The following is a 14,433-nucleotide window of genomic DNA, read 5'->3' as shown; positions in this document are numbered from 1 at the left end:
TTCTTGTTTTATAACGAACTTTCACATTCAAACAAGTGTATTTTGGCTTTTTTCTCCAAAAAATACCATTTTTAATTGATTATTAACCGTTCATGCAAAGGCCCTATCTTTTTTTGCTGAGATGTATTATAATAAATTTATCATATAACAAGGAGGTCATCTCAATGACAACTATTAAAGCTGCCGTTTCCCGTCTTGCTGGGCTTACCGCTTTTTTCTTATCTGCAGTACTGTTTGTGGGCGCCAATTCAGCCTCTTCTTGCGTTGTATTCCAGCCCAAAGCCCCCGAGACCCTGCGCCGGTTCAGCAAGCTCAAGTGATCAAGCGGTTAGCCGCCGTCACTGCAAAATGGCTCCTGCAGGCAGGAGCCATTTCTGCTAGTGACGTGGAACTCTACGAGTACGGCATCTACAGTTTTCTTTTCACTCTGTGTCCTTTGGGTCTGGTGCTGATTATCAGCATGTTCCTCCACATGGTTGTAGAGGGGATTCTGCTGATTATCCCCTTTATCTTGATCCGCAAGTTTTGCGGAGGGTTCCACTTCCAGTCTTCTGTGCTCTGCGGCATCGTGTCAACCTTAGTATTAACCGCATTCCTGTTAGGAATACGCTTGGTCCTTGATACATCGGGATATGGCTGGTGGTGTGCGGTGCTACTACTTGCGGCTGCTCAAATTATTGTGTTCAGCCCCATAGATTCAGAGGGCCGGAGGCTGACGCAGAACGAAAAGAAGGTCTTTAAGAAAATTACCATCGTTCTATCCATGATCACCATTGCCATATGCGCTGTGCTGACGGCTTTTCATCAGACCTGGGCGGCTGTTTCGGTTGGCTCTGGACTAATTCTCTCGGCAGCGCTCCAGTTTCCATGCCTTTTTCTCAAAAAGCGTTACCATGAAAGGGAGGGACAATAATCAGCAAAATGGGTATTGATACTTTCGGTTTCCTATCTTTTCGCCAATTCAATCCTGTTTTGCTAAAGCCATCTTCCTGACCACTGCGTTTTTCAGCAGTGGCCGGGCCTTTCCTCTTGTGTCCTAGCCTTTCAGAATCATAAAGAAGCCTGTATACACTTTCTGGATAAATCCAGGAAATGCATACAGGCTCTTTTTATGCCCTTTTTTACGGTCCGACCCCGCTGCCGCTCCCCGCCTTTTCAATCTGATTTTGGTTCACAACAACAAAAATCAGATTGGAGAGAGCAAAATGAAAGAAATTAATCTGCGGAAATACTACCCGAACTACACTCACGATGTTATGGTACAAGTTCCCGATGAGGTGGCTGACCTCCTGCAAGAGCTTGCCCGGGCCGAGGATGCTCTGCGCATCCGTACATACCGCCACAAGGCCATGTACTCGCTGGAACTGATGAATGAGATTCGGGAGTTCCCGGCAGAAGGACCGCTCCCGGAGGAAATTCTGGAGCAGAGCAATATGAGAGAGCTTCTATATAAGGGTTTGCAGTCCTTGCCGGAAAAGCAGCGGTCACGCCTTATTGCCTACTACTTTTTGGGTATGAGCAAGGCTGAAATTGCCCGTTCAGAAGGCTGTAACCCAGCAACAATATCCCGGAGTATAGAGCGCGGAGAAGTTGCCCTCAGAAAAATATGCGAGAAATTTTCTTGAGGGGGGCAATTTTAGCCCCGAAAATGTACGGAATATATAGAGGGACATTTTCCGGGGATGCCAAAAGGCCATAATTCACCCCGGAAACGCCCTCTGTAGCTCTTGCGGACTTTGACAACAAAATACGCAATGTATCGGATACATCACCTTCTGACTGCAAGCCAGCGGGCCGATTGGCCCAGGGGATAGGCGGGCCCCATCCCGGCGAGGACCAGCAGGAGGCTGAGAACTTCTGTCCAGCCACAGACTCACGCAATGGGGGCAGCCGGGCGAGAACCGCGCGGGGTTGAGATCACCATGAGGGTGTTAGCCAGCATCCGTCCGATACATTCCCGGGGCCGGGGGCGCAGGGCAAATATGGCCAGAGAACTAAAATCAGATTTCTATTTTTCATGATAGACGCTACGGGGATAGGCGAACTGTATCTATCCCCGCCTGTGTATCATGAGCAGAAAAACAGAAAGGAACGTGAAGTTATGAGAGCATGGTTATACTGCCGGGTGGCAAACGGCTGGAGTGCAGACGCAAGCGACCATCTGGCACTGCAAAAGACGGAGCTGGAGCGCTTTTGCGCTGAGCATGATTTGACGATTGTGGGAACAACGTTGGTGACTGGCAACGGCAGAGATGAACTGCTGGAGCTGGTACACAACGCCGTAGAACAGGACACCTTCGATGTGCTGGCGGCGGTCAGTATTTCCCGATTCGGTGGGGATATTCGCGGGATACTCCAGATAGGCCAGGAGCTTTCACAGTGCGGGAAAGGACTGTGCCTTGTAAGAGAGAATATTTGCACCTTGCCGGATGTGCTTGCGGAGCAAGCCGCCGATAATATAGAGATGGGAGGGCAGATGCTATGAACCAAGAGAATAACGTCAAGTTTTATCTTCTGCAAAAGGCCCTGGATTTCCTGGTGGAACAGGGAGCCATCAACGAAGAAGAACGCGCGCGGGCCAGTAGGTACAACGCCGAAATCCTGCACCCTGACCGGGAGTACATTCGGTGACATTCGTGAATGGATTTTCGGGGCCGGGTGTGGTAGTGTGTTGGTAACCAGACGAAAGGAGAGTGACAGAGATGCTGCAGGTGCAGAGAATAGACCCCATAGTACTGCCCAGCGAAAAGGAATCCGTTGCGGCTTACTGCAGGGTATCCACTGATTCAGCGGACCAGCTCAACTCCTATCACTCTCAAATTGCTTACTACACCAAGCTGATAAACGACAACCCCGACTGGGAGCTGTACGACCTATATGCCGATGCGGGCATAACAGGCACCAGCATCGACAAGCGGGACGAGTTCAAGCGGATGCTGGCAGACTGCCGGGAGGGGAAGATCCAGCGGGTGCTGGTGAAATCCGTGTCCCGGTTTGCCAGAAATACAACAGAGCTGTTAGAGACCACGCGCGAGCTGAAGGACTTGGGCGTGGTCGTTGTTTTTGAGGAGCAGGGCTTTGATACCTCCCAGGTGCTTGGAGAGATGCAGCTCACCATGTACGCTATGGCGGCGCAGGAGGAGAGCCTGTCAATATCTAGGAACATACAGTGGAGCTATCAAAAAAGAATGGAGAACGGCACATTTTTCGGAACACGTACTCCATATGGATACAAGTTATCTAACAGTCAACTTGAAATCGTCCCAGAAGAAGCAGAAATTGTTAGAAATATTTTCAAATTATATCTTTCTGGCGAGAGTATAGGAAAGATAGCTATGAGGCTGAATGAAAAAAGAATCACGGCACATCACGGAAGAAAGTGGCTGTATTCAACGGTTCGTCAGCTTTTAGATAACGAGAGGTACATTGGCGATGCTTTACTGCAAAAACATTATACGGCTGATTCTCTAAAGCACTATAAACGGAAAAATAGAGGCGAATGCCCACAATACTATGTTGCAAATTCACACCCTCCAATTATATCAAAAAGAGATTTTGAGCTCACACAGGTTATGCTAAAATCCAAAAACGGTAATTCGAATCGTAAGAGACATATATTTACGCACAAAATAGTATGCCCTGATTGTGGCAGATTCTTTAGGCACTTACAAGCGAATGATAAATCTTATTGGATTTGTCCCAATAGAGCGAACGGCTCAGACACCTGTTCGCCCTATCGCTTTAGAGAAGAAACGATATGCACGACAATTGCAAATTTCAACATAAAACTATTTCTCTGCTATGAACAACTGCTTTCGGGGATTTGTGGGCTGCTGATGGAAGTAGAGTATTGTCAAAATACTGTCGAAACCAAGCTCTTCGAGCTGAACCAATCCATCGCCGCTCTTAATGACAAATCCCTCACTCTGCAAAAACTCAGCAGCAAGGGTTTCATCAGCCCGGACGAGTTCCGTATCCAGAACGAAAGCCTTACCTCCCAGCGGAAAAAGCTGTCAGCAGAGCGAAACAAAAAACTACATGGCCTGCAATCCCACTCAGCTATGGAAAAGCTGGAGGAATTGCAGGCCATTCTTTCCAGTTGGCCGGGTGTGCCCACAGAGTTTGACATTGACCAATTTGACGAGATAGTAGAGAAAATCATCCCCACGGCAGGCAATAAACTGACCTTCCGGCTGCACTGCGGTCTGGAGCTTACGGAGGAAATCCCATCATGAGTAACCGCTACATTCCCTACGGATACAAGTTTGAGGCCGGACAGCCGGTCCCCCACCCCGACGAGAGCCAGATCGTGGGGGAGATATTCCACCGCTACTGCGCCGGAGATTCCCTCAAGGTGATAGCGGAGGACCTGACCCACCGGCAGTTGGAGTACAGCCCCGGAAAGACGAGTTGGGACAAGGCCCGCATCAAGCGCATTTTGGAGAACAGCAGGTATATCGGTTCAGACGAATACCCAGCCCTCATCCAAAGAGAACAGTTTGTAGCGGCCAATCTCAAAAAGGAGCAGACGAATACCAACAAGCTCACCATAGACGATGACACCAAGCTGTTTAAAGAGCTTACAGTCTGCGCCAAATGCGGCAAAAAGGTCACCCGCCGAACAGATTCCCGGTCCGCCGAGCCGGTCTCTTGGAAATGCCCGGACTGCGGCTGGTCGGTGAGGCCGTCGGATGATGGATTCAAGGCACAGGTTATCACTATCATGAACACCCTGATTAACACGCCTGACACTGCCTCCCCGGACGATCCTGCCCCGGAAGTGCGCATCCTGGAAAGCAAGCGTCTCTTAAACGAGTTTCACCGTGCGCTGGACAGTAGGCAGGCCAGCGAGGGTGAGCTCATCAAGATGGTATTTGAAATCGGGGCGGCGAATTACCAGGCCATTGACAGCCGGGAGTCTATCACGGCAAGGCTCATGGCTGACTTCGCAAAGTCCAAACCATCCCTGGATTTTCAGAGAGAGCTGTTCCAACGCACGGTCAGGAGAATACTGCTGCGTCCAGACGGTTCGCTGGGGCTGGAATTGCAGAATAGACATATCGTAACAGAAAGGAAAAAATGAACATGAACGCTCACGCAAAAAACGTCACCGTGATACCCGCCAAGACCCAAGGCCCCGCCCCCGGCCAGCCTGCCAAGAAGAAACTGCGGGTGGCCGCTTACTGCCGGGTTTCCACCGACAAGGACGAGCAGCTCAACAGCTTTGAGGTGCAGAAGACCTATTACACCGAGAAAATCGCCAGCAATCCCAACTGGAAAATGGCTGATATCTTCGCAGACGAGGGCATCTCAGGCGTGTCTATGAAAAAGCGGGACGAGTTCAAGCGGATGCTCCGGCACTGCCGGGAGGGGCGCATTGACCTGATTCTGGTAAAGTCGGTGTCCCGATTTGGCCGGAACACAGTGGACATCATGCGCACGGTGCGGAACCTGCGGGAAAGGGGCGTTACCGTAATATTTGAAAAGGAGAATCTGGATACCAGCCAGATGACCTCGGAGTTGATGCTGGCCTTCTTCAGCGCCTTCTCCCAGTCAGAGTCCGAGTCCATCCGGGAGAACATCATCCGGGGCAACGCCATGGCCTACGCCCAGGGCAAGGTCAGCGTAAGTCCGGCTATGTTCGGGTTCAAAAAAGGCGGAGATGGAGAGCCTGTCATTGACGAGGAACAGGCTGGGGTTGTGCGGATGATCTACAAGGATTATCTGGATGGCATGACGCCCGGAGATATCAAGAAAAAGCTGGAAAGGATGCACATCAAGACAGCATTTGGCCGCGATACTTGGAGCACAACGGTGATCCTGGCCCTTCTGCAAAATGAAAAATATCGGGGCGACGCGCTCCTGCAAAAGACATTTAGCCCCAGCCTGTTCGCAGAACGGAGCAAAGTCAATAACGGAGAACGCGCCAAGTACTATGTCAGCAACTGCCTGCCGGTCATCGTCGAGCCGGAGCTCTGGCAGCAGGTACAGGAAGAAATCGCCCGGCGCAGGGCAAAGCGGGCTTCCACGGAGAAAGCCAAGAACCCGCTGGAGGGCAGGCACCGGGGCAAATACGCTCTCAGCGAGCTGCTGGTCTGTGGAAAATGCGGCTCCCCCTACCGGCGAACCACCTGGGCAAAAAAGGGCAAGAAGAAAATTGTCTGGCGGTGCGGGACACGGCTGGACTACGGTACTCAGTTTTGCAATGAGTCCCCTACGCTGGAAGAAGGAGCCCTCCACACCGCCATTGTCAACGGCATCATGAATCAGTACATAAATGTGGGCGCTGACATGGAACTGCTCAAAGCAAACCTGGACCGGGCGCTGGCCCCCCAGATACCCGGCGGCGAGGCAGATATCCGGGCTAGGATTACGGAGCTGACCCGGCAAAAACAGGACTTAGTAGCCCGGTGCATGGAAGAAAACGACATTACAAAATATGAACTGCTCCTCACCAATATTGTGAACGAGCTGGAACAGTTAAATCAGCGGCTGGCAGGCATAGAGAGCCAGCAAAAGAACCGGGCCATCACGGACTCCCGCATGGCTGAAATTGACGAACTGCTCGGGCAGTTTGCCGAAAGCGGTATGGAATACGATGACATCCTGACCCGCAGGCTGGTCTCGACCATCCATGTGAAGTCGGCAGAGGAAATAGAAATCACATTTAAGGATGGTAAGACGAGAACGGAAAATATGTAATAAAATGGAGGTGAAAGTGGTGAGTATAAAAATACAAATCAGCGACAATGAGGGCAGCGCTGCCTGGGATTTCCCTATGAAAGACAGCGAGCTGGCAGACAAACTAAAGTCCATTGGCAGCGGAAATAAGGTACCAAGCTCCGGCATCATCTGGCCCAAGGGCTTGGGCATGTTAAGGGAACTGGCTGTCAGCATGGATGAGCTGAACTTCCTCGCCAAGAGCCTGGAGCGCCTCAATGACAGCGAGTATAGCCAGTTTATGGCAGCGGCGAGTCTTGAGAAAAGTCCAGACCTGGAGCGGCTTATCAACCTATCATTCAATGTCAGCCGCTATACGGTTATCCGGGATGTTTCCGATTGGACCGGGACCGGCAAGCGCCATCTCTTAAACATCCAGGGCTCCCTTTCAAAGGCCGAGCTGGAAACCATCGACTTCACTCAAGTAGGGCGCGATCTGCTCTCCTCCGGCAGGGGTATTCCTACGGAATACGGCCTGCTGTTTGAGAATGAAGAAGTACCCTTTCAGCAGGTCTACGATGGCACAGTTTTCCCCCTCATGGATAGGGAGGACGCAATCGCGGTCGTACATATGCACTATATGGAAAAGACCGAATATCTGTATCTGCCGGAGGAAGATATCTCTATCAACAAAGCCTTGAAAAGGCTGGAGGCGCCATGCCGGAGTGACTGTACGATGGAGATTGAACTCCTATCATATGAAGACGAAATCTGGCTGGATATATTGCAGCAGGTCTTTGATCAGGCGGGTCTGGAAGACGCCAATACTCTTGCCGGGGTTCTTAGCAGAAAAGACCTGGACGCCCATAGCTTATTGTATATTGCGGACTATGCGGAAACACTTGAGGCGGATGAGATCAGAAAACTGGCGGACCATTTTCATGATTTCATTATCATGGACGGAGCGGAAACCTGCGCGGACGTGGGAGAATACATCACGCAGCATGAGCCCGGCTATCAGATTGGAGAATATATAGAAGACTTCGTGGACTTCAATAAGCTGGGCAAATATATTGTGGATGAGCGCGATGGAAAATTTATGGGCAGTTGCTTTATCTGCATGAAGGATAATTGCGATTTGGAGCAGATCATGTGGGATGCGCCAGAGGGGATTGAGTTTGGAGGGATGTAGATGGACGGAGCCTCCGGCTGGCCGCAAGGACATCCAACACAGTTGTACCGCATGCAAGGAGGACAAGCGGATGAAATAGTGATTACATTTAAATACGGTAAAACCAGGATAGAAAATATCGAATAAAATGGAGGTGGAAGATGGGAACGATCCGAGTACAGATCCACACCGATGAAAGCCCTATCGAGTGGGAGTTTCCCATGAAGGACAGCGTGCTGGAGGACAAACTGCAGTACATAGGCGGCAGTGAAATTCCGATTTCCAGCGTTATCTGGCCATCGGGTCTAAATATACTGAACGGTCTGATCGTCAGTGCCGATGAGCTGAACTTCCTGGCGAAAAGCATCGATCGCTTTGATGAGAGCGAGTACGACCAGTTTATGGCAGCGGTGAGTCTTGAGAAATGTCCTGAGCCTGAGCAGCTTATCAACCTGTCGTTTAATATCAACCACTACACGGTTATCCGGGATGTTTCCGACCTGGCCGGGATAGGCCAGTACCACCTTCTGAATATTCGGGGCAGCCTTTCCAAAACTGAGCTGGAAACAATCGACTTCGCCCAAGTAGGCCGCGATCTGCTCTCTTCCGGTAGGGGCATTCCTACGGAATACGGCCTGCTGTTTGAGAATAAGGAAGTGCCCTTTCAGCAGGTCTACGATGGCACAACATTCCCGCCCTATCTCTATAAGGGCGACGTGGTCGCAATCGTACATATGCACTTTAAGGAAAGGACCGAATACCTGTACCTACCGGAGGAAAGTATCTCCATCGAGAAAGCCCTAAAGCGTTTGGACGCGCCATGTCTCAGCGACTGCACTATGGAGATGGAAATCTTCAACTGCCCGGATGAATGCTGGTGGGACAGGCTGGAAACCAACTTAGAAATAGCGGGTCTGTATGAGGCCAATTACCTGGCCGAGGTTCTCGCCCGAGAAAACATAGACCTCCACAAGCTGCTGTGTGTTACGGATTATGCGGAAGTGGTTACCGGTGAGGACATAAAAAAGCTGGCAGACCACCTGAATGACTTTATCTTCATAAAGGGTGCACAGACGCCTGCCGGTGTGGGTGAATACGTCACCCAGCATGAGCATGGCTATGAGGCCGGAGAATACCTTCGGGACTTCCTGGACTATCACAAACTGGGCGAATATTTCATACAGGAGCGCGAGGGCGAGTTCATGACCGGCAGTTTTGTCTGCATGGAGGAAGGCTGCGATGTGGTGAAGATACTCCATGAAAAACGTAATGAAATCGAATTAGGAGGAATGTAGATGTTCAAAGCTAAACTCACGAAAGACACCGGCGAAAGCGTCACCATCACGCTGCCCCAGGACTATTCGCGGCTGAGCGAGGCGGTGGCCTCGTCAGGCACACGGTTGTGGCCGGAGCACATCTCTATGGACGGCAACGGTGAGAGAATCCGGGGAGAGCTTATTCCAGACAACGAGATGGGCGAACACTTGAGACGCTTGCTCCCGGATGGCTGCACCTTGATGGACGCCAACGACATGGCGCACATCGTTACCCAGGCAAGCGATCTCATCAAAGAGGATTTGGAGCAGAATATCATTCACGACCAGTACCGTACCGCCAAGGAACTGCGCGCCGATATTCACCAGATGACTTACGATGCCGGGACCGTCAGCAAGACCTATTACTTCCCCCTTGCCGGCAAACTTTGGGATGACGAATATGGCGAAGAACTGCCTGCCGGAAAGCGGTTCCTGCTGGGTATGGAAGATACGATTCAGGAGTCATTCGCCAAATATACACGCCGGGATATTAACAATATGTCCGTGTACTACACTGACGCTGGCGCGGACAAGCTGCTCCTGGCTGATTGGGGCTTTGAAGTCCTGGACAATGAACTATACGGCAGAGTCGATATCCGCCTGACCGAGCCTATGACAGAGGAAGAAGAAAACGAGCTGCGGGAATGGATTCGCGGCCAGAACAGTGACGGCCTAGGGGAAGGGTATGAGCAGCAGGAGATTCCTACCGACCGGGGCAACCTTTACGTTTCATTTTGGGACAGCGGCACCGGCTATTTTATCAAGGACAGCGAGGAAATGGATGAGTACCTGGGGCATTCCGGCCAGCAGTTTGGGGGGATGTAAGCGCTCAGTCAGCGCCGCCCATACAGATACTAAATCCCCAGGATTGTAAAAACTTCATACTCCTTAAAACAATCCTTTAACCATGGGATCAGCTCTTCAATAACATCTTCGATAATCGGGTCAGAGCCTTTACTGTTCTTCACAATTTCACCCCATTGGTGCTTATTAATGACTGTTACCCCATAATAGTCAAAGCATCCAATTACGCCAGAAATGAGTTTTGATAAACCGACTTCATCCCATAATTCATCGCTGATACTTATGGAATCGGGGAGCCAGCATTTGTCATGATAGCGGCCTTTCATAAATTCAAAATAGCAGGTGCTGCCGGACGTTTTCCGTTCTTCTTCGGTTATAAAATATTTCATGCGCTTGCTCCAACGGTTGAGGTGATTGAAAGAATCTTGCTTACTCATAATAACACAATGCACCATTACAGTCAACAAAAAGGGGGGAGTTACAATATGCCAAATTACGTTGCAAATATTGTCACTTTCGATGGTGACAAAGAAAGAATCAAAGAGATGCTGTCGGCGATCCAGAACGATGAGTTCGGCCCCGGCAGCATTTCCTTTAACAAGATCATTCCTATGCCCCCGGAGCTGGACATCGAGTGCGGCAGGAGCAAAACTGACCCGCAAGTCATCCACAACATTCAGAAGTATGGTGCTCCCAACTGGTACGATTGGTGCAGGAAACACTGGAACACCAAGTGGGACGCTGGCGGTTATGAGGAAGGCAGAGACTACAGTCAATGTGATAAACTGGCCTTTCGGACGGCCTGGCAGGAGCCTGCCCCGGTCATACATAAGCTATCGGAAATGTACCCTGACATCGAATTCACCCACCAGTGGGCGGAGGAACAGATGGTTGTAAACTGTGGCACGGCTAAATATAAGGCAGGGGTACAGACCGAGTGCGAGCAGGTAGATGGGTACGATGAAAGAATGGATTTTTCGGTGGAAGTTTGGTACCAGTTTGAGCACAATGGACTTCCCCCGGAACAGGAACAGACAATGTAATCAGGAGGTCAGAAAATGTACATATATCCATACTCGCTGGAATACGCGATCAAGTATAATGAGCGCGGTTTGTGGCGAGAAAGCTACCAAGCCAACTGCGACTGCGCCCGCGCCATCGAGCGCGCCATCAATGAAAACTATGATGGCTCCCGGCTGACAGACAACTGCGAAAAGGCCGTCCTTGGCGAATACGGCATCGACCGTGTAAACTGGGTGTTGGCCAATACCATCCACGAAAAAGAGCAGGATGGCCGCATTTTCCATTACAACAAGGAGTGGGCCAAGGGTTTCCATATCCCGCAGGACACCACGCAGTATCAGTTTGTGGTGGACAGTCATCCGGGGCTTCTCAACTTATTTGTGAATGATGTCCGCCGGGACTGGCAGGCGCTGGGGCTGTTCGACAAGGGCCATTGCACCGGCGCGGACGAGGACTTCCAGGGTAAGGTACTGGTGCTGAACCCCACCGTACTCAAGGATTCATATAAAACGCCTGATTACCAGTTATTCCTAGCGGATGGCGAGTTCGGCTGTTCGCCCATTGCCCGCGGCCGTGCGGTCTATGGGCAGTTTCTTAAAGATGGAGAAGAAACTAACTATGAGCGTCAAGATTTCCTGGGTGTGCTGAAGGACGAGTATATGCCCGACTGGGCCAGAGAAAAGCTGCCGGAAAAACAAGAGCAGACCAATGAGCAGGAAATGACATAAAGGAGGACACCATGCATATCAAAATCTATCAAATCAATTCCGAGCGCGATCCTGACAGAACTAAGTTCATGGGGCTTAACCGGGTCGAGGATATAGACCCCGCCAGCTACGACGAGGTGTTCAGCGGAGACGTAGACTGCAAAAACCTGGAGGATGTGTTCACCATGCTCAACACCAGGGGACACCCTCTGCACCGCGGGCATTCCCTCTCCGTCTCCGATGTGGTGCTCACAGAGGACGGCGCATATTTCTGCGACACAATCGGCTTTAAGGATATCGGCTTCGATGAAAACAAGTCCCATAAGCCGGATGGACTGCTGAAAATCGTCTACGTGGAACCCAACCGTCCGCCCTTTGTCAGTGAGGTTGGCGATGACCTGAAGTCCTTACAAAGGGCTGTAATGGGACATATCGAGCCCGTTTATTTGGGGGATGGCACGATCCTGGTAGGCAACGAGGAAGCCAAGCTGATGGGCATGGAGGGAAACCGGCGTGTTGGTGATTCCATCATAGCAGGGCCGTTCTTTATTATGGGAGAGGATGGCGAGGACTTCCGCTCCCTGACAGATGAGGAAACCCAGCGGTACATGGAGCGCTTTGCCCAGCCGGAGCAAATCAGCCAGCGGGAAGTGCAAGAGGATATGGGATTCACCATGCACTTTTTCTAATTTACATATCACTATGGTGACAAGACGGCGCTTTTCGGAGTGCCGTCTTTCATAATATTTTGAGAAATGGAGGACAAATATGCCCCATCCAAACACCAAAGGCATAAGCGTTCACGTTGACCGGGAACTTCATGCCGAAATCACCGCGTATCTGCAAGAGCACGACATGAAAATGGCGGACTTCATCACCCTTGCAGCGCAGGAACTGCTGCAGCCTCCGTCCATGGAAATGGACCCTACACTCCAGACTGAAATCAGCATGTATCTGGAGGAACATAATGTGACAATGGATGAGTTTTTCGCCCAGGCCGCGCAGAATGAACTGCATCCGCAAATTCCAGGCATTGGCGCAAAACTCAAAACGGAGATTGACGCATATCTGGAGGAACACGGCATGGCTATGGACGAGTTCATTGCCCTGGCCGCGCAAGATGAGCTGCACCCAAATATCCTTGAAGTGGAGGTAAAAGATATGGGGAACTTAAGAACGCTGGCGTTCCAGGTGCCGGAAAGCCTGTTTCAGCGGGTCAAGCGGTACCTGGAACGCAATCAGATGACTCAAAAGGCGTTCGTCATCGGGCTGATTGAGGAAGAACTGGAAAGGGACGAAGAACTGCTGAGAAAGCAGCAGGAAGAAACCCAGGAAGACGAGCAGGACGAAGTGCTTTCAGAGGTTGGAGAGGCCCCTGTGACAGAGGATTCCCCGGAGTACGAGTACGATGACGAACCGGAAGAAAGCCCCGCTGTGGCCGATTCTGAGGGCGAACAGGAGACCACCGAAGAAGAACAGGACGAGGAATTTCCCGGCCCCTGTGAGGCCCCTGTTGACGAGGACAGCCCCGAGGTCGAGTACGGCGACGAGCCAGAAGAAAGCCCCACTGTGGGCGATTCCGCGGCCCGTTTCGACGAAGAACAAGAGGAAAAAAACGACCAGGATTTTTCCACCGGGGAACCGGAATACGCCGAGGAAACTAAGGGATCGGAGCCTGACCACTCCTATGTGGAGGGCCTCCTGGGAGCGGCGGTGGAGGTCGCTCCCAACTTCGATTACGGCCAGGACGAGCCGCCCGGTTTCCCGGACCCCGATGAGGAAGAAGATCAGGAGTACGGCGGCATGGCCATGAATATGTAGGGGGGATTATTATCGGTGCAACAATTGGCGCGGCACTGAAAAAGATAGCCGTTTCACTCCTGCTGGACAAGCGGAATTGGGACAAAATCGTCTGCCTGATTCTGGCCTTTTGCGTGTTCTTCATCCTCCCCGGCACAGCGGTGGCGGCATTTTTCAGCCGGGACGATATCGACTTCTCAGCGCCGGGGCTGGTCAATGATGTGATTGACAACCTCACCCCAGAGCAGATCGGAGAACTGCAATTCGTGGAGGATACCGTCAATGCCCTCCACTCCGCCATGACCAGCAGAACGCCCGAGCAGATCAAAGCCGCCGAGGTGCTGTACATACTGGCGCTTTCGGAACAGGCAAAGGAGCCTGGGTTTGTTGCAAAACTGGCAGGATGCTTTGCGGACGGTCAAACGGACCAGCAGCTTATTGCCGAGGTCAACGCTGTGTTCGGTACTGACCTTGACCCGGAGGACTTCTCGGCAATCATGAACTATGCCAATCACCAACTGGTGGAGGTTGCCAAAGCCCAGCTTGGCAATGTAGGCGGCGAGCCATACTGGAGCTGGTACGGCTTCCAAGGCCGGGTGGAGTGGTGCGCCTGTTTTGTCAGTTGGTGCGCCAACGAGTGCGGTTACATCGACAAGGGAATTATACCCAAATTTGCAGGCTGCGATACTGGCGTGGCCTGGTTCAAGAATAAAGGCCAGTGGCTGGACGGCAGGTCAACGCCCGAATCCGGAATGATTATCTTCTTCGACTGGCCGGACGAAAACGGCGTACAGGATGGCAGCTCTGACCATGTTGGTATTGTGGAAAAGGTGGAGGGCGGCAGGGTCTACACCATCGAGGGCAACTCAGGGAATGCTTGTGAGCGGAACAGCTACCCCATCGGCAATTACCAGATTTTGGGGTATGGGACGCCGAATCTGTTCTAAAATGC

At 51.4% G+C, this 14,433-nt stretch carries 17 protein-coding genes and 1 pseudogene; 17 read left to right on the top strand and 1 reads right to left on the bottom strand.

Going from position 1 to position 14,433, the window contains the following annotated elements:
* Positions 1-164: 164 nt before the first annotated feature.
* The 12 genes from U8U68_RS08735 (at position 165) to U8U68_RS08680 (ending at position 9,972) form a co-directional block, all read left to right on the top strand.
* Positions 165-320 (top strand): cyclic lactone autoinducer peptide, encoded by a 156-nt coding sequence (locus U8U68_RS08735; protein ID WP_322200428.1) that lies wholly within the window; start codon positions 165-167, stop codon positions 318-320.
* Positions 317-913 (top strand): accessory gene regulator ArgB-like protein, encoded by a 597-nt coding sequence (locus U8U68_RS08730; RefSeq protein WP_322200427.1) that lies wholly within the window; start codon positions 317-319, stop codon positions 911-913. Before U8U68_RS08735 ends, U8U68_RS08730 begins: the two co-directional genes overlap by 4 nt.
* A gap of 292 nt (positions 914-1,205) precedes the next feature.
* The gene (locus tag U8U68_RS08725; protein ID WP_322200426.1) at positions 1,206-1,625 is read left to right on the top strand and encodes an RNA polymerase sigma factor; all 420 of its coding nucleotides are present in this window, start codon (positions 1,206-1,208) and stop codon (positions 1,623-1,625) included.
* 476 nt (positions 1,626-2,101) lie between these two features.
* Complete coding sequence (locus U8U68_RS08720) at positions 2,102-2,485, top strand: recombinase family protein (RefSeq protein ID WP_322200425.1); 384 nt, start codon at positions 2,102-2,104, stop codon at positions 2,483-2,485.
* The gene (locus U8U68_RS08715) at positions 2,482-2,631 is read left to right on the top strand and encodes a hypothetical protein (protein ID WP_322200424.1); all 150 of its coding nucleotides are present in this window, start codon (positions 2,482-2,484) and stop codon (positions 2,629-2,631) included. Before U8U68_RS08720 ends, U8U68_RS08715 begins: the two co-directional genes overlap by 4 nt.
* A gap of 71 nt (positions 2,632-2,702) precedes the next feature.
* Entirely contained in the window at positions 2,703-4,235 is a 1,533-nt protein-coding gene (locus U8U68_RS08710) for a recombinase family protein (protein ID WP_322200480.1), read from the top strand.
* Entirely contained in the window at positions 4,232-5,083 is an 852-nt protein-coding gene (locus U8U68_RS08705) for a recombinase family protein (protein WP_322200423.1), read from the top strand. Before U8U68_RS08710 ends, U8U68_RS08705 begins: the two co-directional genes overlap by 4 nt.
* Positions 5,084-5,085: 2 nt before the next feature.
* Positions 5,086-6,702 carry a recombinase family protein gene (locus tag U8U68_RS08700; RefSeq protein ID WP_322200422.1) on the top strand — a complete coding sequence of 539 codons (1,617 nt, stop codon included), beginning with the start codon at positions 5,086-5,088 and terminating at the stop codon, positions 6,700-6,702.
* 19 nt (positions 6,703-6,721) lie between these two features.
* Positions 6,722-7,852, top strand: a complete 1,131-nt coding sequence (locus tag U8U68_RS08695; protein ID WP_322200421.1) for a hypothetical protein — start codon at positions 6,722-6,724, stop codon at positions 7,850-7,852.
* Positions 7,853-7,978, top strand: a complete 126-nt coding sequence (locus U8U68_RS08690; protein WP_322200420.1) for a hypothetical protein — start codon at positions 7,853-7,855, stop codon at positions 7,976-7,978.
* Between the two features lie 14 nt (positions 7,979-7,992).
* Positions 7,993-9,126 carry a hypothetical protein gene (locus U8U68_RS08685; protein WP_322200419.1) on the top strand — a complete coding sequence of 378 codons (1,134 nt, stop codon included), beginning with the start codon at positions 7,993-7,995 and terminating at the stop codon, positions 9,124-9,126.
* Entirely contained in the window at positions 9,127-9,972 is an 846-nt protein-coding gene (locus U8U68_RS08680) for a hypothetical protein (RefSeq protein ID WP_322200418.1), read from the top strand.
* Positions 9,973-10,001: 29 nt separating this feature from the next.
* Here the strand turns inward: U8U68_RS08680 and U8U68_RS08675 are convergent, their stop codons facing one another.
* A complete protein-coding gene (locus U8U68_RS08675; protein WP_322200417.1) occupies positions 10,002-10,388 on the bottom strand; it encodes a hypothetical protein in 387 nt (128 codons plus the stop codon).
* Positions 10,389-10,436: 48 nt separating this feature from the next.
* On the opposite strand from U8U68_RS08675, the gene U8U68_RS08670 reads away from it, so the two are divergent.
* The 5 genes and pseudogenes from U8U68_RS08670 to U8U68_RS08650 all read left to right on the top strand — a co-directional run.
* The gene (locus tag U8U68_RS08670) at positions 10,437-10,994 is read left to right on the top strand and encodes a DUF1281 family ferredoxin-like fold protein (RefSeq protein ID WP_322200416.1); all 558 of its coding nucleotides are present in this window, start codon (positions 10,437-10,439) and stop codon (positions 10,992-10,994) included.
* A gap of 15 nt (positions 10,995-11,009) precedes the next feature.
* Positions 11,010-11,702: a DUF3849 domain-containing protein gene (locus U8U68_RS08665; protein ID WP_322200415.1), complete on the top strand. Its 693-nt coding sequence runs from the start codon at positions 11,010-11,012 to the stop codon at positions 11,700-11,702.
* A gap of 11 nt (positions 11,703-11,713) precedes the next feature.
* Positions 11,714-12,370 (top strand): DUF3846 domain-containing protein, encoded by a 657-nt coding sequence (locus U8U68_RS08660; RefSeq protein ID WP_322200414.1) that lies wholly within the window; start codon positions 11,714-11,716, stop codon positions 12,368-12,370.
* A gap of 79 nt (positions 12,371-12,449) precedes the next feature.
* Positions 12,450-13,502, top strand: a complete 1,053-nt coding sequence (locus tag U8U68_RS08655) for a hypothetical protein (RefSeq protein WP_322200413.1) — start codon at positions 12,450-12,452, stop codon at positions 13,500-13,502.
* Between the two features lie 476 nt (positions 13,503-13,978).
* Positions 13,979-14,428, top strand: a pseudogene (locus U8U68_RS08650) (CHAP domain-containing protein); the annotation flags it as partial.
* Between the last annotated feature and the right edge of the window lie 5 nt (positions 14,429-14,433).

Origin of the sequence: Acutalibacter intestini (assembly GCF_034334985.1) — a bacterium.
Taxonomy (GTDB): Bacteria; Bacillota; Clostridia; order Oscillospirales; family Acutalibacteraceae; genus Acutalibacter; species Acutalibacter intestini.
Note: the sequence above shows the minus strand (reverse complement) of the source record. Positions and strands in the feature narration are given on the sequence as shown.

Coding starts and splice junctions, on each gene's coding strand:
- U8U68_RS08735 (WP_322200428.1), top strand. CDS start 165: ATGACAACTATTAAAGCTGCCGTTTCCCGTCTTGCTGGGCTTACCGCT.
- U8U68_RS08725 (WP_322200426.1), top strand. CDS start 1,206: ATGAAAGAAATTAATCTGCGGAAATACTACCCGAACTACACTCACGAT.
- U8U68_RS08720 (WP_322200425.1), top strand. CDS start 2,102: ATGAGAGCATGGTTATACTGCCGGGTGGCAAACGGCTGGAGTGCAGAC.
- U8U68_RS08715 (WP_322200424.1), top strand. CDS start 2,482: ATGAACCAAGAGAATAACGTCAAGTTTTATCTTCTGCAAAAGGCCCTG.
- U8U68_RS08710 (WP_322200480.1), top strand. CDS start 2,703: ATGCTGCAGGTGCAGAGAATAGACCCCATAGTACTGCCCAGCGAAAAG.
- U8U68_RS08705 (WP_322200423.1), top strand. CDS start 4,232: ATGAGTAACCGCTACATTCCCTACGGATACAAGTTTGAGGCCGGACAG.
- U8U68_RS08700 (WP_322200422.1), top strand. CDS start 5,086: ATGAACGCTCACGCAAAAAACGTCACCGTGATACCCGCCAAGACCCAA.
- U8U68_RS08690 (WP_322200420.1), top strand. CDS start 7,853: ATGGACGGAGCCTCCGGCTGGCCGCAAGGACATCCAACACAGTTGTAC.
- U8U68_RS08685 (WP_322200419.1), top strand. CDS start 7,993: ATGGGAACGATCCGAGTACAGATCCACACCGATGAAAGCCCTATCGAG.
- U8U68_RS08680 (WP_322200418.1), top strand. CDS start 9,127: ATGTTCAAAGCTAAACTCACGAAAGACACCGGCGAAAGCGTCACCATC.
- U8U68_RS08675 (WP_322200417.1), bottom strand. CDS start 10,388: ATGAGTAAGCAAGATTCTTTCAATCACCTCAACCGTTGGAGCAAGCGC.
- U8U68_RS08670 (WP_322200416.1), top strand. CDS start 10,437: ATGCCAAATTACGTTGCAAATATTGTCACTTTCGATGGTGACAAAGAA.
- U8U68_RS08665 (WP_322200415.1), top strand. CDS start 11,010: ATGTACATATATCCATACTCGCTGGAATACGCGATCAAGTATAATGAG.
- U8U68_RS08660 (WP_322200414.1), top strand. CDS start 11,714: ATGCATATCAAAATCTATCAAATCAATTCCGAGCGCGATCCTGACAGA.
- U8U68_RS08655 (WP_322200413.1), top strand. CDS start 12,450: ATGCCCCATCCAAACACCAAAGGCATAAGCGTTCACGTTGACCGGGAA.